This window comes from Pantoea sp. FN0305 (assembly GCF_050113845.1).
Lineage (GTDB): Bacteria > Pseudomonadota > Gammaproteobacteria > Enterobacterales > Enterobacteriaceae > Mixta > Mixta alhagi.
The window spans coordinates 26,803-49,727 of record NZ_JBNJSN010000001.1 but is presented as its reverse complement, the minus strand read 5'-3'; the positions used below and the strand labels follow the sequence as shown (position 1 = coordinate 49,727).

26 protein-coding genes and 1 pseudogene are annotated in these 22,925 nt (G+C 51.7%); 10 read left to right on the top strand and 17 right to left on the bottom strand.

Annotated features, from left to right (window positions below):
- Window positions 1–172 precede the first annotated feature (172 nt).
- Entirely contained in the window at window positions 173–1,183 is a 1,011-nt protein-coding gene (locus ACQE3Y_RS00260; protein WP_426980628.1) for an AI-2E family transporter, read from the bottom strand.
- 612 nt (window positions 1,184–1,795) lie between these two features.
- Window positions 1,796–2,959, bottom strand: a complete 1,164-nt coding sequence (locus tag ACQE3Y_RS00255) for an MFS transporter (protein ID WP_426971551.1) — start codon at window positions 2,957–2,959, stop codon at window positions 1,796–1,798.
- Window positions 2,960–3,106: 147 nt separating this feature from the next.
- Between ACQE3Y_RS00255 and ACQE3Y_RS00250 the strand changes: the two genes are divergently transcribed.
- Entirely contained in the window at window positions 3,107–3,616 is a 510-nt protein-coding gene (locus ACQE3Y_RS00250) for a MarR family winged helix-turn-helix transcriptional regulator (protein WP_426980626.1), read from the top strand.
- 168 nt (window positions 3,617–3,784) lie between these two features.
- Complete coding sequence (locus tag ACQE3Y_RS00245; RefSeq protein ID WP_426971548.1) at window positions 3,785–4,141, top strand: hypothetical protein; 357 nt, start codon at window positions 3,785–3,787, stop codon at window positions 4,139–4,141.
- Between the two features lie 120 nt (window positions 4,142–4,261).
- Here ACQE3Y_RS00245 and ACQE3Y_RS00240 read toward each other — a convergent pair whose 3' ends face one another.
- The 4 genes and pseudogenes from ACQE3Y_RS00240 to ycgZ all read right to left on the bottom strand — a co-directional run bounded on the left by ACQE3Y_RS00240 (window position 4,262) and on the right by ycgZ (window position 6,179).
- A complete protein-coding gene (locus ACQE3Y_RS00240) occupies window positions 4,262–4,669 on the bottom strand; it encodes a DUF2000 family protein (RefSeq protein ID WP_426971547.1) in 408 nt (135 codons plus the stop codon).
- A 119-nt stretch (window positions 4,670–4,788) separates the two neighbouring features.
- Window positions 4,789–5,233: pseudogene (locus ACQE3Y_RS00235) on the bottom strand (AraC family transcriptional regulator); the annotation flags it as partial.
- Between the two features lie 184 nt (window positions 5,234–5,417).
- On the bottom strand, window positions 5,418–5,729 hold the full coding sequence (locus tag ACQE3Y_RS00230; RefSeq protein WP_426980625.1) for a hypothetical protein: 312 nt from the start codon (window positions 5,727–5,729) through the stop codon (window positions 5,418–5,420).
- Between the two features lie 198 nt (window positions 5,730–5,927).
- Complete coding sequence (ycgZ, locus tag ACQE3Y_RS00225) at window positions 5,928–6,179, bottom strand: regulatory protein YcgZ (protein ID WP_426980624.1); 252 nt, start codon at window positions 6,177–6,179, stop codon at window positions 5,928–5,930.
- 702 nt (window positions 6,180–6,881) lie between these two features.
- Between ycgZ and ACQE3Y_RS00220 the strand changes: the two genes are divergently transcribed.
- A complete protein-coding gene (locus ACQE3Y_RS00220) occupies window positions 6,882–7,703 on the top strand; it encodes an alpha/beta fold hydrolase (protein WP_426980623.1) in 822 nt (273 codons plus the stop codon).
- Between the two features lie 168 nt (window positions 7,704–7,871).
- On the opposite strand, the gene ACQE3Y_RS00215 is transcribed toward ACQE3Y_RS00220, so the two are convergent.
- Both ACQE3Y_RS00215 and ACQE3Y_RS00210 read right to left on the bottom strand, forming a co-directional pair.
- The gene (locus ACQE3Y_RS00215) at window positions 7,872–8,234 is read right to left on the bottom strand and encodes an NUDIX hydrolase (RefSeq protein WP_426971540.1); all 363 of its coding nucleotides are present in this window, start codon (window positions 8,232–8,234) and stop codon (window positions 7,872–7,874) included.
- A gap of 7 nt (window positions 8,235–8,241) precedes the next feature.
- Window positions 8,242–8,826 carry an NUDIX domain-containing protein gene (locus ACQE3Y_RS00210; RefSeq protein WP_426980621.1) on the bottom strand — a complete coding sequence of 195 codons (585 nt, stop codon included), beginning with the start codon at window positions 8,824–8,826 and terminating at the stop codon, window positions 8,242–8,244.
- A gap of 87 nt (window positions 8,827–8,913) precedes the next feature.
- Between ACQE3Y_RS00210 and ACQE3Y_RS00205 the strand changes: the two genes are divergently transcribed.
- From ACQE3Y_RS00205 to ACQE3Y_RS00185, 5 genes are all read left to right on the top strand, one after another.
- Entirely contained in the window at window positions 8,914–9,669 is a 756-nt protein-coding gene (locus ACQE3Y_RS00205; protein ID WP_426971538.1) for a DeoR/GlpR family DNA-binding transcription regulator, read from the top strand.
- Window positions 9,670–9,783: 114 nt separating this feature from the next.
- Entirely contained in the window at window positions 9,784–10,389 is a 606-nt protein-coding gene (locus ACQE3Y_RS00200; protein ID WP_426971537.1) for a TetR/AcrR family transcriptional regulator, read from the top strand.
- A 112-nt stretch (window positions 10,390–10,501) separates the two neighbouring features.
- Window positions 10,502–11,182: a type 1 glutamine amidotransferase domain-containing protein gene (locus ACQE3Y_RS00195; protein ID WP_426980620.1), complete on the top strand. Its 681-nt coding sequence runs from the start codon at window positions 10,502–10,504 to the stop codon at window positions 11,180–11,182.
- Between the two features lie 276 nt (window positions 11,183–11,458).
- Window positions 11,459–12,214: an alpha/beta fold hydrolase gene (locus ACQE3Y_RS00190; protein ID WP_426980619.1), complete on the top strand. Its 756-nt coding sequence runs from the start codon at window positions 11,459–11,461 to the stop codon at window positions 12,212–12,214.
- A 240-nt stretch (window positions 12,215–12,454) separates the two neighbouring features.
- Window positions 12,455–13,192 carry a CDP-diacylglycerol diphosphatase gene (locus ACQE3Y_RS00185; RefSeq protein WP_426971536.1) on the top strand — a complete coding sequence of 246 codons (738 nt, stop codon included), beginning with the start codon at window positions 12,455–12,457 and terminating at the stop codon, window positions 13,190–13,192.
- Between the two features lie 40 nt (window positions 13,193–13,232).
- Here ACQE3Y_RS00185 and ACQE3Y_RS00180 read toward each other — a convergent pair whose 3' ends face one another.
- From ACQE3Y_RS00180 to ACQE3Y_RS00155, 6 genes are all read right to left on the bottom strand, one after another.
- The gene (locus ACQE3Y_RS00180; RefSeq protein WP_426980617.1) at window positions 13,233–13,949 is read right to left on the bottom strand and encodes an ArsR/SmtB family transcription factor; all 717 of its coding nucleotides are present in this window, start codon (window positions 13,947–13,949) and stop codon (window positions 13,233–13,235) included.
- Between the two features lie 43 nt (window positions 13,950–13,992).
- Entirely contained in the window at window positions 13,993–14,736 is a 744-nt protein-coding gene (locus ACQE3Y_RS00175) for a sulfite exporter TauE/SafE family protein (RefSeq protein WP_426971534.1), read from the bottom strand.
- Window positions 14,726–15,076 (bottom strand): antibiotic biosynthesis monooxygenase family protein, encoded by a 351-nt coding sequence (locus tag ACQE3Y_RS00170; protein ID WP_426980616.1) that lies wholly within the window; start codon window positions 15,074–15,076, stop codon window positions 14,726–14,728. Before ACQE3Y_RS00170 ends, ACQE3Y_RS00175 begins: the two co-directional genes overlap by 11 nt.
- A gap of 204 nt (window positions 15,077–15,280) precedes the next feature.
- Complete coding sequence (gene fhuE / locus ACQE3Y_RS00165) at window positions 15,281–17,443, bottom strand: ferric-rhodotorulic acid/ferric-coprogen receptor FhuE (protein WP_426980922.1); 2,163 nt, start codon at window positions 17,441–17,443, stop codon at window positions 15,281–15,283.
- A 399-nt stretch (window positions 17,444–17,842) separates the two neighbouring features.
- On the bottom strand, window positions 17,843–18,319 hold the full coding sequence (locus ACQE3Y_RS00160) for a DUF1456 family protein (protein ID WP_426971531.1): 477 nt from the start codon (window positions 18,317–18,319) through the stop codon (window positions 17,843–17,845).
- Window positions 18,320–18,496: 177 nt separating this feature from the next.
- Window positions 18,497–18,928, bottom strand: coding sequence for an OsmC family protein (locus ACQE3Y_RS00155; protein ID WP_250650686.1), 432 nt, complete (start codon window positions 18,926–18,928; stop codon window positions 18,497–18,499).
- A 164-nt stretch (window positions 18,929–19,092) separates the two neighbouring features.
- Here ACQE3Y_RS00155 and ACQE3Y_RS00150 point away from each other — a divergent pair, with 164 nt between their 5' ends.
- Together ACQE3Y_RS00150 and speG are read left to right on the top strand one after the other, a co-directional pair.
- Entirely contained in the window at window positions 19,093–19,272 is a 180-nt protein-coding gene (locus tag ACQE3Y_RS00150; protein ID WP_426971530.1) for a DUF2158 domain-containing protein, read from the top strand.
- An 89-nt stretch (window positions 19,273–19,361) separates the two neighbouring features.
- Window positions 19,362–19,910: a spermidine N1-acetyltransferase gene (gene speG / locus ACQE3Y_RS00145; protein ID WP_085070574.1), complete on the top strand. Its 549-nt coding sequence runs from the start codon at window positions 19,362–19,364 to the stop codon at window positions 19,908–19,910.
- A gap of 52 nt (window positions 19,911–19,962) precedes the next feature.
- Here speG and ACQE3Y_RS00140 read toward each other — a convergent pair whose 3' ends face one another.
- The 3 genes from ACQE3Y_RS00140 to mmuP all read right to left on the bottom strand — a co-directional run bounded on the left by ACQE3Y_RS00140 (window position 19,963) and on the right by mmuP (window position 22,823).
- Window positions 19,963–20,385, bottom strand: coding sequence for a hypothetical protein (locus ACQE3Y_RS00140; RefSeq protein ID WP_426971529.1), 423 nt, complete (start codon window positions 20,383–20,385; stop codon window positions 19,963–19,965).
- Window positions 20,386–20,488: 103 nt separating this feature from the next.
- Complete coding sequence (mmuM, locus tag ACQE3Y_RS00135; RefSeq protein WP_426980615.1) at window positions 20,489–21,424, bottom strand: homocysteine S-methyltransferase; 936 nt, start codon at window positions 21,422–21,424, stop codon at window positions 20,489–20,491.
- Entirely contained in the window at window positions 21,414–22,823 is a 1,410-nt protein-coding gene (gene mmuP / locus ACQE3Y_RS00130) for an S-methylmethionine permease (protein WP_085070568.1), read from the bottom strand. Before mmuP ends, mmuM begins: the two co-directional genes overlap by 11 nt.
- Between the last annotated feature and the right edge of the window lie 102 nt (window positions 22,824–22,925).

Below are 22,925 nucleotides of genomic sequence, written 5' to 3'. Positions count from 1 at the left end.
TTTTCGTTAATTACAAACAGAGCACTACTGACATATCTTTACTTGCGCTCAGGTTTTAACAAACTGGCATTTTGTGGTTTACACTGCCATGTAACCTGTATGGCAGTGTACCAAAGCAAAATTTAATTAATGCCATTTTAGCCACATTACATCATTAGCTGTATAAAACACTCTAAACTAATTTTAGTTGGGCAAGTTCTGTTTTGATGTAAGAGTAAAAAACTGGTGCTGCCACAACCCCCGCTATGCCCCATACAGTTTCCAGGACAACCATAGCAAGGATGATTTCCCACACGTTAACTTTTGAAGACTTTCCCAGGAAATTAGCATTAAAAAGGTATTCCAGCTTATGAATAATGATAAGAAAAAGAATACTTAACAGAGCCGCTTTCAATGATATTGATAAAGCAATAAAGGTAATAATGGTATTGGATATCAGGTTGCCAACTACCGGGAGCAAGCCCAAAAAGAAGGTGGCCAGAATAATGGTTTTTTTATAGGGGAGAGCAATGTCTACAACAGGTAAAACAAGGAAAAGAAATATGGTTGTAAAAAAAGTATTTAACAGGGAAATCTTGATCTGAGCATGGAAAAAATCCTTAAACGCCAGGTAAAAATTACTTACTCGATTTGATAGCTGTTGAGTTAAAGGTGCCTGGAAATACGGGGGTGAATCATGCTGCAAAAAAATCATTAAAGCGATAATTAAACCTATCACCACTGTTGCAGCAAGATGCAATGCATTTTTTCCTACCAGTGCAAAAGTAGAAATATGATACTTTATTAATTTAATTGCAGCATATTTAAACTCATCAAATGACTCAGGGATATCCATATCAGAGAAAAGATGAAATGTACTCCCGGCGCTTTTCAAAATTTCTGAAAAAGAGTTGATAAGTTCACTGCTGGATGGAAATCCCGATGAAAAAAAGTTTACCCCTTTAGTCAAAAGGTAAAAAAAACCAATACCTAACAGACAAAGTACAATTAAAACCGCCAGAAGCTTAGCCAGTGATTCAGGCAAAAATTTCTTTAGCTTTTTAGAACTATAGCTAAGCAGGCTGTAGATAAAAAAACTAAAAAAAACGCCAGCGAGCAGATGAAAATGCATTATAAACATCAGAGTTGCTGCTGACATAGCAAAACTTGCCAGTGTACAGGCTTGATTTTGAGGAAGAGACAATATCATTTTCATGTTTTAGGGGTTTTAAAAATTAACCTTATATATTCATATAAATCAGGAACAATACTCAGTAGTTCAATATGTTTGCAATATCTATCAAGGTCAAGCCAGTAAAAAATATTTAACGTAATTTCATATGTCTAATGTGCAGGTTGAGTGCACGGGCGTGCTCTCATACATAAATTAAACAAGCTGTTTTCGCAGGATTCCCCTTATAATCAATGATCTAACCACGGCTAACGTAAAAAACACTCATGATTATCTATCTTAAAAAACAGGCACCAATATTGTACTTGCAATAGAGTTTTATGCTGAATTTTATTATGATTAAGCTACCACAAAGTGCCGGTTATTATTGAGTATCCTGAAACACTCACCCAGTGCGTCTCTATTTTATCCAGAATGTTATGGTACCGTGTCGATTTTATTAATGACCGTCTGTAACGCTTCATAAAAAACTCGCTTTTTCCTGAAACATTAGCCGTCGGTTTAATAGCCTTGATAAATCAGCTAATCGCAGAGCTGCCTGCTCGTCGCCCCTCGAGCACAATGACTATATATTTGGCCTGCCGGCAGACGGAGGCAGCTCTGCTTTATCTCCTGACAAGGTTGTTATTTCCTCACTGGACGAAGAACTGGACGAAGATGAGATACGATAAAGATCAACAGGATAACGCCGACACTCATAATGACCCAGGCGGTAGCCAAAGAATCAGTATGATCCTGCACCACTCCCGCGATCAAAGGCATCAGAGCGGCCAGCAGATAGCCGCCGCCCTGCACGAAGGCCAGTAGACGTCCCGCTTCCGACGGAGTAGCGGCGTGGTCCAGCGTAACTGTTAACGAAAGTGGAAACAGTGCGCCAATACCTGCGCCAAGAAGTAACGTTGAAAGAATCGGCGTAGTGCCAGGCGCAACGATCAAACTGACCAGCCCGGCTAACAGTAACAGCAGAACCATAATCAGCAGCCCGCGCCGATCCGGGAAACGGTGGACAACCGCCGTTACCATAAAACCTGCCACAACTTCCGTCAGCGTTAATCCTGCCAGGATATAACCGCTGCTGCGGGCGCTCCAGCCAGCCTGAATATAAAGAGGCGGCAGCCAGGCCAGCACCAGCGTATAGGCACCGGTTCCGATGCCAAAAAAGAACATTAACAGCCATGCGCGTCCTGTCAGACGAACGTGATAGCCTTGCATCATCGGTAGCGCGGCGGAACGTCTGGTCTGCAGCGTCCAAACGCCCAGCGCCAGCAGCACCGGCAAGCCGGCAGCGGCAAAAGTGTTTGCCGTACCGATCGCGCTGGACATTGGCGCTGCGGTGGCTGCGGCGACGGCGGCACCGGCCATAATGCCGGTTGAAAATAACGACATTAACGTAGCGGAATACCTGGCATAATTCTGCTTAATCAGCGCAGGCAGTAATGACTGGACGATGCCGATGCCGCTGCCAGCCAGTAAGGCGGTGGCGATTAGCCATGATGAGGAGAGACTGAACTTTCTCAACAGGCAGGCCAATGCCAGCAGTGCCAGCCCGGCGGCGACGCCGCGCACGCTACCGGTTCGTCGTAACAGCTCGGGGCCGCCAAGCGCAGCCAGCCCCATCATGATAACGGGCAAAGTGGTGAGTAAACTAAACTGGATGCCCGATAGCCCGGATGCGCTATTTAGCTGGGAAAAAAGCGGCCCAACGGCGGAGAGGACAGGTCGCAGATTCAGCCCGACAAGAAAAGCGGTCAGAGCAAATATAACGGGAAGTGATAATGATTTTTTCATAGCGGGCCTCTCTACAGGGCTTATGGGAAGGTGCCAACCCGGCAGAAAGCGCGCCGGACATTTATCTTAACGTTAAGATAGATACGCAAATAATAAAAGCCGCGCCGCATTCATCGACAAATACTCTTTACTATCAGCAGGTGAGAAATGCAGGACCATATTGATTTTGTAATCAGGCAGTGGGAAGAAACAATGCCGGAGCTGGATACCTCTTCGATGAAGATTTTTGGCCGTATGCTCCGTCTGTTAAAGCATCTCAGCAAGGCTCGGGCCAACGCGCTGGAATCGTTCGGCTTCCGTGAAGGCGAATTTGACGTGCTGGCCACGCTCAGGCGAGCCGGGGAACCTTACCGCCTTACACCAACGCAGCTGTATAAATCATTGCTGGTGACCTCTGGTGCCATGACTAACCGGCTGAGCAGGCTGGAACAGGAGGGATTAATCGAGCGCATCGCCGATCCAGCCGATGGCAGAAGCATGCTGGTGGGCCTTACCCGGCATGGCGCAGACCAGATTGAGCAGGCGCTTTATGTACATACCGCCACGCAGCAGACGCTGCTTGCAACGCTAAACCCTGAGCAGCAAAAAGTGCTGGAAACGCTGCTGCGGAAACTGCTGGTGGCATGTCCGGATGAGCAAAGCGATGTCGGACGGTAAAGAAGACGTCAGCAGCAAGCGATGATCAGCGTAAACAGTGCCTGTTTTTATGACCGTCGAGGAAACAGCGATCTGTTTTTTACAGGTTATTCTGAAGGCGAAAACCGCTTTATCGTGCCATTGTTAACTATACTTTTAGATTGATAACCTTTATTTGGTGAGGGAAAGATGAAAAAAACAATCATGGCACTATCTGCACTGCTGCTGGCTTCTCCGGTTTTTGCGGCAACCACCCACGCTACGGATGACACCGTTGCTACCGCGCATGAAGGCGCGCATACCGCAAAAGAAAAGCTGCATCAGACGCAGCATCAGGGCGAAGAGATGAAGCTGAAGTCAGAGCATGCGGCAGAAGGGAAAAGCGATAACCTGAGCAGCAAAGCCAGCGAAGGTACGCAGAAAGCATGGGATAAAACCAAAGAAGGCACCGAAAAAGGCTGGAACGCTACCAAAGAAGGCACCGAGAAAGGCTGGAATAAGACCAAAGAAGGCGCCAGCGATCTGAAAAACAAAGTCAGCGAATAACGCCCTAATCCCTGTTAATAAAAGGCCGCCTTTGCGGCCTTTTGATTTTTAGGCTGCTGTCGATAAGTGTTTGCCAACAGCGATAACGCCGCGATGCTTTAACCCGTCTGCGCGTCAGGCTTACTTATGCAGCGCCAGCCCTTTTATCGCTTTATCTACCGCCTTTTTAGGGCCGCGTAGCGCCAGGCCAACCAGATCCAGGTTATCCGCATCCTCCGCCAGAAAAACCTCGCGGTTAGCATGATCATGCCCGGTGGAAAACATCGCATGTACATAGGGGATCAGCGTTAGCTCTTTTTCCAGCCCTTTACGATGGGCACTCTGCAGGCCGTTAAGATCGGCTTCAAAAATCAGCATCGGCTGGCCCAGCATATTGCCGTAGCGATTGCCGTGCGCATCAATATAGGGTTCACCCATCATCTCCGGCGCGGCAGACGCCACGCCGCTGGCAAGGAATGCCACCACGTTCAGGCGCTGCCATATCGCCAGATCGTGACGAACAATAAGTGCGACTTTGGTATCAAACATCAATCAGGCTCTCCGGTGATTAGCAACAGAAGCCATCATCAGAGAAGTGGTGCCCGCGCGTATAGAACGTTTGGGCTATGCAATGGCTTTTCGGTAAAGAATCGGCGTGGTGCCCGCGCATATAGAACGTTTGTGCACTGATGCTGATACTGGGCTGGAGTGATGCGGTAGGCGCGCCGGAACCAGCGGCCAAAGTGGCGTTGATCGGCAAAGCCTACCTGAGCTGCCACCTCTGCCGGATTGAATCCCTGCGTTAACAGCATGCGGGCGGTACCTAGCCGCACCAGATAAGCATGGGGTGACTGACCAAATGCCTTCTGAAACTGGCGCGTAGCCGTCATGCACCGCGCCCGGCTCAATCAGGATCACCCGACCGGGACGGCTGGTATGCAGCGTACGATGACAGTTAAAGCGCTGCAGTCCCGTTTGCGTCACGCCCACCAGCATCTCATCATGATCGTGCGGATCATAAGCATGACCATAGAAATGCGCATGTACGCTTTCGATGCTGGTTTCAGGCTCCCGCTGCAAATTTATCCAGTCGCTGTTTACGGATTTTGGCATTTTTCATTCCGCCAGGAGGATTAAATCGTCTGGCTGAGTGCCAGGCCCGATATTCACCTTATCCATTTTTCGCCAGCAGGAAATCTTTGTCAGGAAATTCAGCGGTGCCGCTGGCAGCAGGGAAAAAGCCAATCGGTTAATAAAAAATACCGGCAGGCTACTATGCAGCCTGCCGGTATTTTATTTAGTCTCTATCCTCGCGATTCTCGCTACGCGCTCTTCGGAGCACCAGGCGGTTCTGCGGAATTTTAACCATTTTTGCGTCAGTGTTGCCGGCGTCTTTTCGACGGAGCCCCGTCACTGACCGCGGGATGTGTCTGAATGCTTTTCTTGCCTCCCGGTAAGACATGACTTTTTCTTCATCAGTCTCGCTTTTGGCAAGCTGCTGTAATTTATCCATGATGGCGTGATTACTTAAAGCACTCTGGCTGTCCAGAATCGACATCACCGCTTCGCCAAGGGCTACATGCACATTCTTAAAATCGTCTTTATCCAAACTCTCTCCTGTGCTGATGTTAAAGGAAACCGGTTATTCAGGCGATACGGAATAACCGGGTGCGCTTTTCAGACGCCAGCTGTTCCTTACGGCAACAACTACGTCAGAATCAGGAGAGTTTTATTGCAGCTATACATAGCGTGAAAACAGATTATTGATACAAAAAAACAGACTGGAGAGCGCACTTAAGTCGGAACATTACTCTCGCCCCAGCACCAGAGCCAACAGCCCATGATAGTGCATTTCCATTTCCTTGCTGGATACGCCATCCAGTTTCGTTAGCAGCCTGGCGCAAATCGCTTTGCGATTAACACTCTGTCCCGCTCTTAAAATATCAGCGACGATCTGTCCCAGCGTTTCCTGCTGAGTAGGGATATCCATATCTGCCATTTCAAAACGCGGAGCAAGTGCCTTGTTGATTTCAGGTGTCCATCGTTGCTGCGGCATCATTGGCGCCTCATGGTCAGATTATAAAATAAGCTAGCGTTGATGCAGGCTAAACTATACAAAAAAACAAAAGCTGTACAGGTATTTTTTGCTGAATGTATTACGGATCGTTCTTGATCCGAAACAGAAGAAGAGATACATGCGCATCTGCCCGGGAGGAAGGAATAGCAAAACGGCCTGTTTGCGCAGGCCATTGTTGCCTTAGTACTGGAACAGACTGAAGGTGCTGCTGTAATAACTGACCATCCAACCTACGTAGACCAACCACACCAACAACAATCCACCTAAGCCCATTTTCATTGTCATAATATTTCCTCACGCTTGCTAAGGTTTTTAACATCCTCTGCGCCATAATTTGGCAGAGTAAGAAAAGACTGAACTTGCGGCAGATCAATTAAACCTGTTTCATGATGAAAATGGATAAGCTGCGGCGATCAATTTTGCGTTACTCCCACTGTTTATCACGCATTTTCCTGAAAATTCACGGCCATCCCGGTAAAGTAAACACTTAAAATCAATTGGTTATCTATTCCGGACTGATGATTATTACATCAATTCTGTTGACGCCCATGCCTTTACCGTTTCTATTCAGAAGGTAAGCCAGCTGCCTTGTCGCGGCGAAAGCTGCCCGTCGTTCGTTACCTGGTCGCGCCTGGCAAACGATCATGAGTCCGTTTTTGTTAAATAACCAAAATGAGGATTGTTATGAGCACTTTCAGAACCCAGGATGGCACCCGGATCTATTACAAAGACTGGGGTACAGGTAAGCCGGTACTGTTCAGTCACGGTTGGCCGCTGGATGCGGATATGTGGGATAGCCAGCTCAATTTTCTTGCCGAACGCGGCTATCGCGTTATTGCCTTTGACCGTCGGGGCTTTGGCCGCTCGGATCAACCGTGGCAGGGCTACGATTACGATACCTTTGCCTCTGATATTAACGATTTAATTACCAGCCTCGATCTGCAAGAGGTAACGCTGGTTGGTTTCTCAATGGGCGGCGGCGATGTGGCGCGTTATATCAGCCGTTACGGCACTTCACGCGTAGCGGGACTGGTGCTTCTGGGCGCGGTTACGCCAATTTTTGGGAAAGCGGAGGATTATCCGCAGGGCGTTGATCTAAGTCTTTTCAGCGAAATTCGTGGCGCATTGCTTAAAGATCGTGCCCAGTTCATTAGCGAGTTCTCCCCAACTTTCTATGGTATTAATGCCGGACAAACGGTTTCAGACGGCGTGCTGACACAGACATTGAATATTGCGCTGCTGGCATCGCTGAAAGGCACGCTGGACTGCGTAACCGCCTTCTCAGAAACGGATTTCCGGCCAGATATGGCGAAAATTGATGTGCCAACACTGGTGATCCACGGCAGCAACGATCAGGTGGTGCCGTTTGAAACCACCGGTAAAGTAGCGGCAGAAATGATCGCGAATGCCGAACTGAAAGTCTATGAGAATGGGCCGCATGGCTTTGCTGTGACGCATCAGGATCAGCTGAACAACGATCTGCTGGCGTTCCTGCAGGCGCACTAAGCGGAAAAAGAGGATGCGTGGCATCCTCTTTAAATAAAAAACCTGTTTGTATCCGAAATAGAGGCTGATGGTAGCCGGGTAAAAAAGTCTTTCCTGACAGACCGGCTTTTTTAAAAACGTACCTTCCCGGCGCAGGGCTGAGAGATCTGTTGGTAACAGCGCACGTTTTTATACCGGTTCTATTTCTGCAAGGGAGCGATAGATCTTTAAGCCCCGTTGTTCTGCTACTTCAATATCTTTATCCGCCCCCTTTGACTCTCCTTCAATACGATATATCGCATCGCATTGTGCAATTAAGCGGTGAGCTACCGGATAAAGCATTGATTCACTAATTTCATCACCCAGATATTCTGAACCCGCCGCTTTGGCTAAAGGAAGCGCAAGCCACTCGCCAATAACAGGAACATGCCCACGTTGATAAACCTGCAACGCTGCCGCTTCCAGCCGATGAAGATTCCTGGCGATCAGGGTTTCATCGCCCTGCGTGCCGCTACGGTACGGTCCGGCAATAAGGATTAATTCTGCAGCCATATTCACCTCACATGATGCCCTTCAGGGCAAGATACTGGAGTAACATAATGGTTTTGGCATCTGTTATTTCACCGTTATCAATTGCTTTCATTGCCTGCTGAAAATTCATTTCGATCACTTCAATATCTTCGCCCTCCTCTTTAATGCCGCCGCCTGCGCCGGAAAGCTGCCCGGCGTTATACTCGGCGATAAAGAAATAAAGTTTTTCCGTGACCGACCCTGGACTCATAAAGGCTTCAAATACCTTTTGCACCTGTTCAACTTTATAACCGGTCTCTTCTTCCGCTTCGGCTTTAATACGCTTTTCAGGATCGAGGTTATCCAGTAATCCTGCTGGCGCTTCCAGCAACAGGCCGGGATGATCGTTAACGTAAACGGGAAAACGAAACTGACGCGTCAAAATAACGGTTTGCCTACTGCGGTTATAAAGCAGGATCACCGCTCCGTTGCCCCGGTCGTAAACCTCACGGCTTTGCCGCTGCCACTCGCCGTCACGGCGCTGTAGCTCAAAGGTATATTTTTTCAGTAAATACCAGTCATCCGATAAGATTTTGCTGTCAAGAATGCGCACTTCTGCATGTTTAGCTGGCATAATTGCTCCTCCGTCGGTAAGATCGGCATATTAGCGTGCACAAATATGCATGTTCAAGTTAATTCGTGCAACCAGGAAAAAGGCCAGATGCTCACGTCGCAACGTAAACAACTTATCCTGCAAAAACTCGCCGCTGAGGGACAGGTGCTCTCTAAAGATCTTAGCGAAGCCTTCAATGTGTCAGAGGACACCATCCGCCGTGATTTACGCGAGCTTTCTGCCGAAGGCCTGCTACAGCGGGTTCACGGCGGGGCACTGCCCGCCTCCGCCGCAACCGTAACCTTTGCCGAACGTAAAAATCTGCGGCTGGATGCGAAGCGTGTTATTGCGAAAAGGGGAGCGGAGCTGATTGAGCCGGGGCAGGTCGTGATGATTGACGGCGGTACCACCACCGCCGAGCTGATTACTTTTTTACCGCACAGCCTGCAAATTACCGTGGTTACCCATAGCCCCAGCATTGCGCTTGGCCTGGCGGATCATCCGCTCATTGATGTCATTATGATCGGCGGGCGGCTGTTTAAACATTCGCTGGTTGCCGTAGGCGCGGCAGCCATTGAAAATGTCGCTAACGTGCGCGCGGATATTTTCTTTATGGGCGTAACCGGCATTCATGCCGATGCCGGACTGAGTACCGGCGACTATGAAGAGTCATGCATCAAGCGCGCGTTTTCACAGAAGGCGGCGGAAACCATCGTGCTGGCCTCGCCGGAAAAATTGAACAGTGCTTCCGCCTGGGTTATCGGCGATATTTCACTGATTAATACCATGGTGGTGGAAGAGAATACCGCAGAGCATTTGCTGTCGCCCTTTATCGCGAAAGGCGTTACGGTAATCAAAGCCTGACCGAACGCGCCGGAATGCCTGATACTCATGCTGGCGTGCCAGCTTTTCGCCTGCTAAAAATAAAAAAGTAAAATTTATGTAGACGACCGGTCTAATTAGGTCTAAGGTTAATTCATGAACAAAACCACAGCACAAAAAAATGCAGGAACCCGACAGAATATTCTTGATGCCGGCTACCGTATTATGGCCGCAAAAGGTTTTTCTGCCGTAGGATTGAATGAAATCCTGACGGCGGCTTCTGTCCCGAAAGGCTCTTTCTATAACTATTTCAGTTCAAAAGAAGCTTTTGGTGAAGCGTTGCTTGACTACTATTTTGAAGACTACTTGTCGGAGATGAGCGTGCTTTTTTCCCGACAGGACCTTACGGCAGCGCAACGGTTAATGGAATATTTTCATCAGTGGCGCAATAACCAGTCATTTGAAGATTGTCAGGGAAAGTGTCTGGCGGTCAAGCTTGGTGCCGAGGTTGCCGATTTATCGGAAGCGATGCGCGAATCGCTCAGGCGCGGTACTGCTGCCATTACGCAGCATCTGGCGGGAGCGATAAAAGCAGGTCTTGCTGACGGTTCGCTTGATACAAAAGGCGATCCTGCAGAGCTGGCCCAAAGCCTCTATCAACTCTGGCTCGGGAGCAGCGTCATGGTAAAAATTATGCGTGATGTACAGCCGTTTGATGCAGCCCTGTCAGCCACGCAGAAATTGCTTCACCCTGCCCTTTAACCCGGGCAGGCAGATAAAAAGCGCCTTCGTGGCGTTTTTTCAGGTCAGTTTTTAAGACGACCGGTCTACTTAACACACGTTAGCTTATCCATCCTAAATCAGGAGATACACCATGAAAGTATTAATCGTACTGACTTCACATGACCAACTGGGCAATACCGGACGTAAAACAGGTTTCTGGCTGGAAGAGCTGGCGGCGCCTTACTACGCCTTTAAAGAGGCCGGTGCCGATATCACTCTGGCCTCACCAAAAGGTGGTAACCCGCCGCTGGATCCAAAAAGCAACGAGCCTATGTTTCAGACGGAAATCACCCGCCGCTTTGAAGCCGATGCAGACGCTACCGCCCAACTGGCCGGGACGATCCGTCTTGACAGCGTATCGCAAGCGGATTACGACACCGTTTTTTATCCGGGAGGCCACGGCCCGCTGTGGGATCTGGCGGAGGATGCTCATTCAATCGCTCTGATTGAATCATTTATCGCCGCAAACAAGCCGGTTGCCCTTGTCTGTCATGCGCCAGGCGTGCTGCGTCATGTGAAAACGCCTGCCGGCAGGCCGCTGGTGGAAGGGAAAAAAGTCACAGGATTTACCAATAGTGAGGAAGAGGCGGTAGGGCTGACGAATGTTGTTCCTTTCCTGGTTGAAGATGAGCTGATCGCTAAAGGCGGTATTTACTCTAAAGGTGAAGACTGGAGCTCTTATGTGGTCAGCGATGGCCTGCTGATTACCGGCCAGAATCCAACATCCTCAGCAGAGACGGCTGCCCTGCTTATCGGGCAGTTTACTCGCTAACCGACAATATCGTTGCTGTGACAGCTTTCTGCATTTTTTCCTCCTTGTTGAAGTTGAGGCGTCCTCCCTGTTCATAAGAGAGAGCCACCTGCCCTTTCACCCCAGGGCAGGAACTACGCGGCCCTAAGCCAGGATTGCCGCAGCGGTCAGAGCAGATTTTATGACGTGCTGATAAACATGCGGGCAGCTGAATGCCCACTCTGCAGCACAGCCTGATCAACAGGCCAGTGCTGTCACCACCATTTTTCAAAAATCAGGCGATTAAGGAAGAAGATTATGATGAAGAAAACCTATGCTGCTCTGGCATTAAGTGTTGTTCTCTCTGTCTCCGCGCAGAACGCTTTGGCTGAGCAGGTAAAAAATGTGGTTCTGGTGCATGGCGCTTTTGCTGATGGCTCTAGCTGGGGGCCGGTGGCCACCATTCTTGATAACGCTGGCTATAAGGTTTCCATCGTGCAGGAACCGCAAACCTCTCTGGCTGATGATGTGGCTGCAACCCGGCGCATTCTGGCTCAGCAGCACGGTAAAACGCTGCTGGTGGGACACAGCTATGGAGGAATGACCATCAGCGATGCGGGAAATGATCCTGCGGTTGCAGGCCTGGTTTATGTAGCCGCCTTCGAGCCGGATACAGGAGAGACGCTGCTGAGCCTGGCCGGTAAAATTCCGCCAGCCAGTAAGTCCGTCGCTGAAACAGCGGATCACTTTCTCTATCTGAAACCGGAAAATTTTCAGGCAGATTTTACCGCTGACTTACCTAAAAAACAGACCGACATGATGGCGCGATCTCAGGTTATGCCTGCAGCGGCGGCCTTCAGCGCCCCGGCAGGCTCGCCGGCCTGGCGAACCAAACCAAGCTGGGCGGTTGTTGCTACCGAGGATCGGGCCATTAATCCTGAACTGGAGCGTTATATGGCTAAACGGGCTCACAGTACCCTTGTTGAAATAAAGGGCAGCCATGCCATCTATGCATCACAGCCGGAGAAGGTGGCAGCCCTGATTAAGGAGGCGGCACAAAGTTTATCGCATTAACCAGTGTCTGGCCTCTGGCCTGTCCCGGTCGCTTTCCTGGTGAAAGCGCCGGGTGGCGTTTGAAAAAGTAACGGTATTGCTGCAACGTTTGATAATAACCCTCCATCGCGCTAATGAGCCGCCCTGCCCTATCAAAAAATAGTTGCCATATCGTACTGTTAATTTATTAAATGTGGGTTATTCCAGGCGAGTAGTTCCGCCTGACCACCTTAACGTCAGTAAATACAGGGTGAATAATCAATGAAACGTTTAATATCTTTATCGATTTCGCTGATGACGTTACTGCTCACTGCCCATGCCGCCTACGCTGACAGAAATGCTTTATGGAATAAGGTGAATGAGCATTGCGTACCGGGCTATCTTAATAACGATACTTACCAGCCATGTAGCCTGGTGGACATGAATGAAAAAATTGTCATCTACAAGGTGGATAGTGATAAATATCAATACCTTCTGTTGCCAACTGATAAGATTAGTGGCATTGAGGATGTTAAATTACAACAGGATAACCAGCAAAATTACCTTTATGACGCATGGCAGGCCAGAACCTTCTTAACAGAGCGTCTTGGTCAACCTGTTCAGGAACGTTTTATTTCTTTAGCCATAAACCCCAGCAACGCCCGCAGCCAGGACCAGCTTCACATTCATATATCTTGTTTATCCAACGCGGCAAATGAGATCCTTTCAAATATAGCGCCGGGTAAAATAAACAGCGACTGGTCTGATAAAAAGTTAACTATCCCGCCTTATTCTTACTATTACAGAAAAGTAACCCTGAATGAGCTGAGCAGTAAAAATCTTTTTAAATCGATAGCAGACAAAGTGGCGCAGGAAAAAGGAAGCCTGGCATATACGGGAGCGGCGCTGGTAAACCGGGGACCGGGGGATTTCATCCTGTTAGCTGGTGCAGGAACCCAGACGACTGGGGTCTCAGCGGAAGAGATTCAGGATCATGGATGCCAGCTTGCAGGCAAGTAACCGTGGGGCGAGGTTAGCATAACGCTCAGCAGTTGCGGCGCTAAACAGCATTAACGCCGAAATGCCGCTTTAAGCCCGCTGCGCCTTTGGCAGTGATATGTACGCAGCGGCTGCCAACATCCTTTTCTATCCAGCGCTGCTGTTCAAACCAGCTGAGCAAGGCAGCGCCCAGCGCCCCGCCGAGATGGTAACGGCGTTCGCTCCAGTCCAGACAGGCACAGCTGAATTTTCGGCGCAAACCAGAGGGCGGCATCGCCACTCCCAATGTTGTCAGCTCTCTATTCCCTGTCCCGGTGAGTCTGTTGCCATCTACCCTGAGCCAGCCGCGCTCGGTTAGCCCCTGGTACAGGTTAACCGCCACCTCACCGGCCAGATGGTCATAACAGGTTCGGGCACGGCGCAGATAATCGGGCGTGGTAATACGCGGCGCTGCCTGGCCGCTCCAGGAGATTTCCATCAACCTTTCTAACAGATCGGCCACGGCCACGCTGCTTAAACGGTAATAGCGATGCCTTCCCTGTGCCAGGCAAACCACAAACCGTTGCGCGGTGAGTTTCGCCAGATGAGCGCTGGCCGTTGAGGGGGAGATATCCGCCGCGGCGCTCAGTTCCGTTGCCGTCCAGGCGCGTCCATCCATCAATACGCACAGCATACGGGCGCGCGACTTATCTGCCATAATGGCCGCCGTTGCTGCCAACAGATCTTCCGGCTGACAGAGATCCTGCGTGTCCGTACTCTTTTCGCTGCGTAATGCCATATTGTTTTCACCTTTTACCGTGACGCGAGCTGATACATTAATTTCAGAGGATCCGAACCACCATCTCAAGCCCCAACGCCAGCAGGCAAATCAAAAAATAGCGTTTAAACACTGCCGGAGAAATAAAGCGACGCAAACGCTGCCCGGCAAACAACCCGATCAGCGCCGGGATCACCGCTAATCCTGATATGCCCAGAGAGGCAGAGGGCAATGCCCCATGCCACCATAGCCCGGCGGCCAGAGCCAGCGTCGAACTGGTGAAAGAGATCCCCAGCGCCTGCACCAGCTCATCTTTTTCCAGCCCCAGCGCCTGTAGCCAGGGCACGGCGGGCATAACAAAAACGCCGGTAGCACCGGTCAACAGACCGGTCATGATGCCCACCGGCAGCGAAAAAAGAGATTCACCGCGCGGCGAAACGGTAAGGCTGCGCCCGGTCAGCGTCCAGAGCGCATAAACCATCAGCGCCACGCCTAATGCCAGTTGCGTATAATCACTCTGCCCTTTAGCCAGCCATCCGCAACTCAACAGTGTGGCGCTAACGATCGCTAACTGCATTGGCCACAGTCGCCGGATAAGCGCGCCGCAATGACCGCCGCCGCTTAGCTGGAAAATATTGGTGACAAATGAAGGTAACAGCAGCATCGCGGCGGCAGTGGCCGGAGAAAGCAACGATCCCAGCACGCCCATCGCTACCGTCGGCAGGCCCATACCGGTTACGCCCTTAACCAGACCAGCTAACAGAAAGGTTGTACCAGCCAGCAGCAGCGTGGCGAAATCAAGCTCCATTATGCGGTTCCTTCTCCGGCTGTGGCGCCTGCCCGCGCTCGTTTTTACCATAATCACGCATTACAGCCGCAACCCGCAGTCGGTAATGGCTGAAAATATCAACGCGCCCCGCCTGCTGCGCCGCCCGGTGTTCTTCCTGACGCCGCCAGGCGAGAATCGCCTCCTCATCCCGCCACCAGGAGAGAGATAAGATCCTCTCTGGCCGGGTCAGGCTTTGAAAACGTTCGATAGCGATGAATCCATCGATATGCATGAGCCGCGGCTTAAGATCGGCTGCCAGATCAAGATAGCGCTGTCTTTGGGATGGATAAGGTTCGGCTTCAAAAATCACGGCAAACATGGTCGGCTCCTTCTGATTGAAAACGCCAGCTTGCCGCAGGCGCGGAGCGAATGCTTCGCCGGATAACGAAGTATGCACGTTGAGCTGCCGCCAGCGTAGAGAGATGCAACACAGAAGGGATAAATAGCCGCTCCTGAGCCAGAATCGGCCTGGCTCAGGAGCGGCAGAAAAGCGATAGCTCCTGTACGAAGCCATCAGTATGGGTTAGAAGTTATAGTTGGCAGTAACGGAGAAGTTACGCGGCGCGCCGTAAACCTGATACTGGCTTACGCTGGTATCGTAGGATTTATCAAACAGGTTATTCAGGTTCGCCTGCACCGAGAACTGTTTGGTGAACTGGTAGCGACCAAACAGATCCACCAGCGCATAGCTGCCCTGCTCTGCCCGCCAGTTACCGTTGCCCTGCGGCGCGGCAACATCCTGCCAGACATGCGTCTGCCAGTTAACGCCGCCGCCCAGCGTTAACTCTCTTAAGGCTGGCACATTGTAAGCGGCAAACAGCTTCAGGCTGGTACGCGGCAGCATCGGATTCACGGCTTTGCCGTCGCCATCTTCCGCCACGTAGCGCGTTGCGCCGAAAGTCATTTGCAGGTTATCGGTGACCGCGCCGTTAATCTCAAACTCAATGCCTTTGCTGACCGTGCCCTGCGCGGCGTAATAAGCCTGCTCGTTGGCGGTGTTCGGGATTATCTGATTGGTAGTCTGCGCGACGTTATCCTGCTCAATGCGGAACAGCGCCAGCGAGGTGGTCAGACGGCTGTTCAGCCAGTCCGCTTTGATCCCGGTTTCATAGTTTTTGCCGGTGACCGGATTCAGATAGCTGCCGTTAATATCGCGATTGGTCTGCGGATTAAAGATCGAGGTATAGCTGGCGTAAGCGGACCAGGTATCATTGATGTCATACACCAGGCCTGCATATGGCGTAACGCGATTCTTCGCCAGCTCCTGGGTCAGCGTGCTGGTGCTCCACTTGGTATAGCGCGCGCCCACAATCAGGTTCAGCGGATCGGCCAGCGAAATGCGCGTCGCCAGATAGGCTGACTTCTGATGCACCGTATCAGCCTGCGCCAGGCTTAGCGCACCCCAGTTAGTTTCAGAGAAACCGCTGTTCCAGTTGTTGTAATCGCCGACTTCCTCCGGTGAGAGGTTATCGTAGGCATTGTAATAGCGGTTGTTTTGACGGCTGTAGCTTATGCCCGTCATCAGCTCATGCTGACGGCCAAACAGCTGATAAGGGCCGCTGGTAAAAGCGTCAAGCGCATGCACTTTGCGCGTACCGGTGTTATAGCCGGTGCCGCCGACAAGATCGTCATAGCCAGGATAACTCGCGTAAGGGCTGACCAAACGTCCGCTGTTTTTATCAACGAAGCCATCAAGATAGAGCATCTTGCTGTCGAGTTTGGTTTCCGCATGGGTGCCGTTCAGGGTGAACTGCCAGCCGTTGTCGAAGCGCTGTTTCAGCGTGGCGAATACGCGTCGGGATTCGGTATTACGATAGGCCCAGTCAGGCGCGGTATTGTCGCTGCGATCGTAGCTGACCAGGCTGCCATCGCTATACCAGCGCGGTAAGCCGCCCCAGGTTGGGCGGTCGGCATTATCTTCCTGATAATCGTAACCCACCGATAAGGTGGTGGAATCGGTAAGATCCGCATCCACCACGCCATAAATGAATTTTCTGTTGTTGCTGTAGTTATCGATATAACTGTTTCTGTCCTGATAACCGGCCACCACGCGTCCACGTACGTTGCCTGATTCGGTTAACGGCGCAGAGAGATCAACCACGTAGCGCTGTTTGTCCCAGCTGCCGTAGCTGGCGGAGACATTGCCGACAAACTCACGGCTGTCGGCATGCTTACGGATCATATTCACCGACGCTGACGGGTTGCCGGTGCCGCTCATCAGGCCGGTCGCGCCGCGTACTACTTCGATACGGTCATACATAGCGGTATCGGAAGAGGCGTCGTTCAGGTTCCAGCGCTCTTCAAACACGGTTGGAATGTCATCAACCAGGTAGTTATCAATCATAAACCCGCGTGAATAGAAAGTTTTGCGATCGAGATCGGCTACTTTCTCCGATACGCCGGTGGTGCTTTTTAATACGTCGCCCAGCGACTGCATCTGCTGATCCTGCATGCGCTGTTTGCTGACAATGCTAACCGATTGCGGAATATCACGCGCGGTTAAGGTCATTTTGGTGCCCGCCTGGGTGACCGGCACGCTGTAATCGTTTTGCGTTGGGTTATCTTCGCTTTCGGCAGCGGCATCCACCACCAGCGTCTCTTCCTGCACAGCCGCATACGCCGCGTGGCCGTGCAGCGCGATAGCGATCAACGCGGCCAGAGAAGTGATAGTCCGTTTGGCTTTCATGTTTCCGCTAAGGCGGATTTCCCCGGTATTAACTGAAATCAGACGCATTTTTTACCTTCGAGAGTTTTTATTTTTCCGTTTGCCCGACCGTATGCGCTTTCTCAATCTGAATAAGGCCTACGCTAAGGCAGTTTTCCCTGAGCCAGTAAATGTCTGGCGCAATATCAATCCCTGTCGGCTTAGCGGATCCAATGGATACGTAAAAAATCATTTCACCGCCAACAATGAGAATGAGAAATTTAATCATTTTCATTACGGATGTAAATGCGTATTACAGAATTGTCTGGAGAGAAGCGGATGAGTGACAGTAAAAGGTAAAGAGGCGGATTTAGTGAGGGGAAAACGTTGTTCCCCGATCATCACCGGGGAAACCTTAAGAAACTGGGCTGGAGCCGCTTTTTACCGGGCGTCTGAAGCCGGACGCTGGCGTGCGGTTAAGCCGCGCAGGAAATAACGCAGAAACTGATCGCCGCATTCGCGGTAGTTTTTGTGATCCGGCGCCCGCATCATGGCGGTAATTTCCGGCATAGAGATACGGAATTGCTGAGAAGTGAGAATGTCCAGAATATCGTCAGTTTTCAACGCGAAGGCGATGCGCAGCTTTTTAAGAATAATGTTGTTATTTATGCGGCGATCAACTTTCAGCGGCGTCATACTCTCATCTTTGCCGCGCTTATGATAAATCAGGCCGTTCAGGAAGCCGCTCATCAGCACGTCGGGACACACAACAAAGCCCTCTTCTTCCTCTTTCAGCATATAGCTGGCCATCTGCTCAACGGGAATCGCCATATCGGCCAGCGCCAGGATCGCGACCATGTCATTATTGTTGAGCTTTAGCATGTAGCGCAGGCTACGCAGTACGTCATTATTTATCATCGCGATGATTCCTTACCCTTGCGGCATTTAAAGCGGGCAGTATAGCGATCTCTGCGCTGATGACGAGTAAAACTACACGCTTTTGCTCTCAAAGAACGTGGGTAACAGCAGGGATTGGTGCAGGATGGCAGGGTAAAACAGCCGCCCTGCGGATACAGGCGCGGCCAGGGAAAAGGATTAGTTTTCCAGCTTGTAGTTCAGGGTGATTTCGGCGTTCAGCACCTGTGAAACCGGGCAGCCCGCTTTGGCCTTATTGATGATTTCATCAAAGGCGGCGTTATCAATTCCTGGTAGCTTAATATGGCTGTCGAGAGCAATTTTGGTGATAGCAAAGCCTTCGCCCTGCTTATCCAGCGAAACATCCGCCGTGGTATCAATACTCTGCGGCGTATGGCCTGCCTGACCCAGCATCATCGAGAGCGCCATTGAGAAGCACGCGGCATGCGCTGCGCCAATCAGCTCTTCCGGGTTAGTGCCCGGTTGATCTTCAAAGCGGGTATTAAAACCGTACGGTTGCTGGCTCAGCGCGCCGCTTTCAGTAGAGACTGTGCCTTTACCGCGTTTTAGATCGCCTTCCCAGTGTGCCTGACCCTTCTTATGAATCGTCATTTTTCCTCCGGTTTTACTGAAATGTACTATCAGTATAGTTAACCCGCTGCGTATCGCCTGTTGGCGGCGGCGCTATTGCCTTGTCATGCAGGGCTAACCCACGTGCAGCGGGCCTGACGGGCGGCAGAAAAAATGTAACTAACAAAGAATGAGGGAGGGACAACATGTTTCAGAAAGATGATTTCGTCCAGGCCAAAACCGGCGGCCCCAAAATGCAGGTAATGCGCGTCGAAGGCGAAATGCTCTGGTGCGCCCGCCTTGACGATGCGGATAAAAAAGAGATCGAGATACCAGCCAGTTCGGTTAATCCTTATCATGAAGATGGCGACTTTGGCGTGTGCTGACTATCCGGCAGCCTGAATGATAACGGGCTGCCTTCTTAGCGCCGTGCCGCGACGTTAAAATAAAAAAACTTTTTTACCAGGATGTGGGTATGAGCGTGAAATTACGTCCGCTTGAGCGGGAGGATCTGCACTTTGTACATCAGCTGGATAACAACGCCAGCGTGATGCGTTACTGGTTCGAGGAGCCGTACGAGGCGTTTGTTGAGTTGTCCGATCTCTATAACAAACATATTCACGATCAGAGCGAGCGCCGCTTTGTGGTGGAAAACGGCGGCGAAAAAGTGGGACTGGTTGAGCTGGTAGAGATCAATCATGTGCATCGGCGCGCCGAGTTCCAGATCATTATCGATCCCCTGCACCAGGGCAAAGGGCTGGCGAGTCAGGCGGCGAAGCTGGCAATGGACTACGGCTTTTCTGTGCTGAACCTGTATAAACTCTACCTGATTGTTGATCAGGAGAATGAAAAGGCGATCCATATTTACAGCAAGCTGGGCTTTGAGATCGAAGGCGTACTGCGGCACGAATTTTTTATTAATGGTGAATACCGTAACACTATTCGCATGTGTATTTTCCAGCATCAGTATCTGGAGAGGCATAAAACCCATCCCGGTGCGATGGTAAAACCCACCGCCCAGTAAAAGATAAGCAGCGTGCGGGTTAAACCTGCACGCTGCAACCGTTAGCGATTTATCAGCCGGCGCGTGCGCCGACCGGGTTGATCACCGGCTGGATCTGGTCGGGGACGATGTTATACATGCCGCCGTAAAACGGATCCACCAGCAGCCAGCCAGGGAAGCCACCCAACGGAATATTACCCAGGATATACCACAGGTTCGCCTTCTCTCTTAACGGCAGCGTTAGCGGAACGTAACCGGGACGCTCCATCATCACCAGATAGCTCTTCTTACCGAAATAGCGGCCGTTAGACTTCTCCAGCACCACGGTTTTTGGGGTCACCCCCTCCGCCACCGCACGTCCGGTTTCATCCTGTACGACAAAGGTTGCACCCTGCGGAATCGAATCGATTCGCACACTTTGCGTTTCCGAGCCGACAATAGTGGCGCAGCCGCTGAGCAGCGTTGCCGCCGCCAGCGCCAGTAACAGGCGTTTCATACGCTTTCCTGAATTTTACGGTTTGGTACTAGTTTAATCGGCAACGCGTCACTTTTCCTTAGTGCCCGAATTCCTTTCCAGGCACCAGAAGGGGAAAAAAGCGTTATTGATGGAGGCAGCCACGCGCCAGCGCGGCGATATCCTGCGGCGTGGTACGGCAGCAGCCGCCGATAATCTGCGCGCCTGCGTGCAGCCATTCACTCATCTTATCCTGCAACGAACAGCCCGCAGGGGCGCTGTGCCAGCTTTTGCTGACCGCATCGTACTGCTCGCCGGAATTGGGATAAACCAGTAGCGGCTTCGACGTTAAACGGCGCAGCGTAACGAGCGCTGGCGTCACCTTTTCCAGTGCGATGCAGTTAATGCCCAGCGCCACCGCCTGCGGACAATCATTGAGTAATGCTGACACCGCCGTTAACGGCGTACCGTCGGACAGATGTTCACTGTCGCGCAGGGTAAACGAGAACCAGGCAGGCATGGTGGGGAATTCCGCCAGCAGCGTCACCAGCGCCTCAAGCTCGGCATAAGAAGGCAGCGTTTCACAGGCCAGCAGGTCGATGCCGGAACCGGCCAACGCCTCGACGCGCGGGCGATGAAACGCCATCATCTCTTCTTGCGGCAACGCATAGTCGCCGCGATATTCCGCGCCGTTGGCGAGGAAAGCGCCGTAAGGCCCTACCGATCCCGCCACCAGCAGCGGTGCCGCCTGCGATTGCTGCGCCAGGTAGTCGTTGCGCGCACGCAACGCCAGCTCAGCGCTGCGGATAATCAGCTCGCGTGACTGTAGCTCGCTCAGGCCGCGGGCGGCAAAGCCCTGCGGCGTCGCCTGATAGCTGGCGGTAATGGCGCACTGCGCCCCGGCGGCAAAATAGTCGTAGTGCACCTGATAAATCAACTGCGGATCTTCCATTAGCACTTTGGCTGACCACAGCGCATCGGCCAGCTGGCATCCACGCGCCTCCAGCTCCGTTGCCAGCGCGCCATCCAGAATCAGCGTATCGCGACGCTGGAGAAGATCGGCAATGGGATCAAATAGCATGTTCCGTTTCCTTAGCGCTTTCCCGCTTGTTACGTTTTGTTAGCCAGTAAGCACCATAGCAGATCGCCACAAAAGGCAAACCACACCATAGCGCGATGCGCTGTTCCGGATCGAAAGCCAGCCCGACACAGGCCAGCAGACAGAGCGCAAAACCCAGAATCGGCGTCAGCGGAAACCAGGGCGCGCGAAATTGCAGCCCGGAGAGCGGTCGCCCTTCGCGCAGGTATTGACGCCGGAAAGCGTAATGGGATGCGCAGATGCTGAGCCAGACCGCTACCACGGCAAAGCCGGAGATAGCGGAAAGCGCCACATAAACGGTATCGGCCGCCACCACGCTGGAGAACAGCGCCAGCAGACCGCCCAGCATACTGGCGCTAATCGCTACCAGCGGAATACCCCGCCGCGTCAGGCGCGAAAAACAGCGCGGCAGCGTGCCTTCATTAGACAATGACCACAGCATGCGCCCTGAGGCATAGAGACCGGAATTAGCCGCCGAGAGGATGGCCGTCAGGATAACAAAGTTAAAAATATCCGCCGCCCAGGGGAGACCAATCTTTTCAAACACCAGAACAAACGGGCTTTTCACGATGCCCGCCTGCTCCATCGGGATCAGCGCCGCCAGAATCAGTACGGTACCGATAAAGAAAATAATCAGCCGCGCAACGGTAGTGCGAATCGCCAGCGGCAGCACTTTTTGCGGATTTTCCGTTTCACCGGCGGCAATGCCAATCAGCTCGGTGCCGGAGAAGGCGAAGTTAACCGCCACCATGGTCATCAGGATCGGCAACGCGCCGTGCGGCAGCCAGCCGGAGGCGGTGAGATTATGGAAAAACGGCGCGGGCGTGCCATCTTTTAGCGGGATCAGGCCAAATACCGCGCCGCCGCCAAGAACAATAAATGCCAGAATGGTGATCACTTTGATCAGCGAGAACCAGAACTCCCCTTCAGCGAAGAAGCGGGTAGAAATGACATTCAGCAGAAAGATCGCCAGACAAAAAACCAGGCACCAGAGCCAGACCGGCGTTTGTGGAAACCAGTACTGCATACAGAAGCCGGCCGCCGTCAGGCTGGAACCCAGCGCGACGGTCCAGGTCAGCCAGTAGAGCCAGGCGACGGTATAACCGGTAGCAGGACTCAGGTAGCGGGAAGCATACACGTGGAAAGCACCGGTTTCCGGCATCGCCACCGACAACTCGCCCAGCGACTGCATCACCAGCCAGACCACCAGCGCACCGATCAGGTACGCCAGTAGCGTTCCTGCCGCACCGGTAGTGGAAATGATATAGCCGGTATTGAAAAACAGACCGGTGCCAATCACACCGCCCAGGGAAAGCATCACCAAATGGCGCGCTTTCATACTGCGTTTAAATTGTCCGCCTTGCGGCTGTTCTGACTGCATGGTTTCTTATCCGTATGGACGTCTAAACTTCTAAATGTGGCAAAGTTTATACCTGTCCATGCAGCAGAATGCAACGTAGCAAACGCGATAGCTTAACGCCCT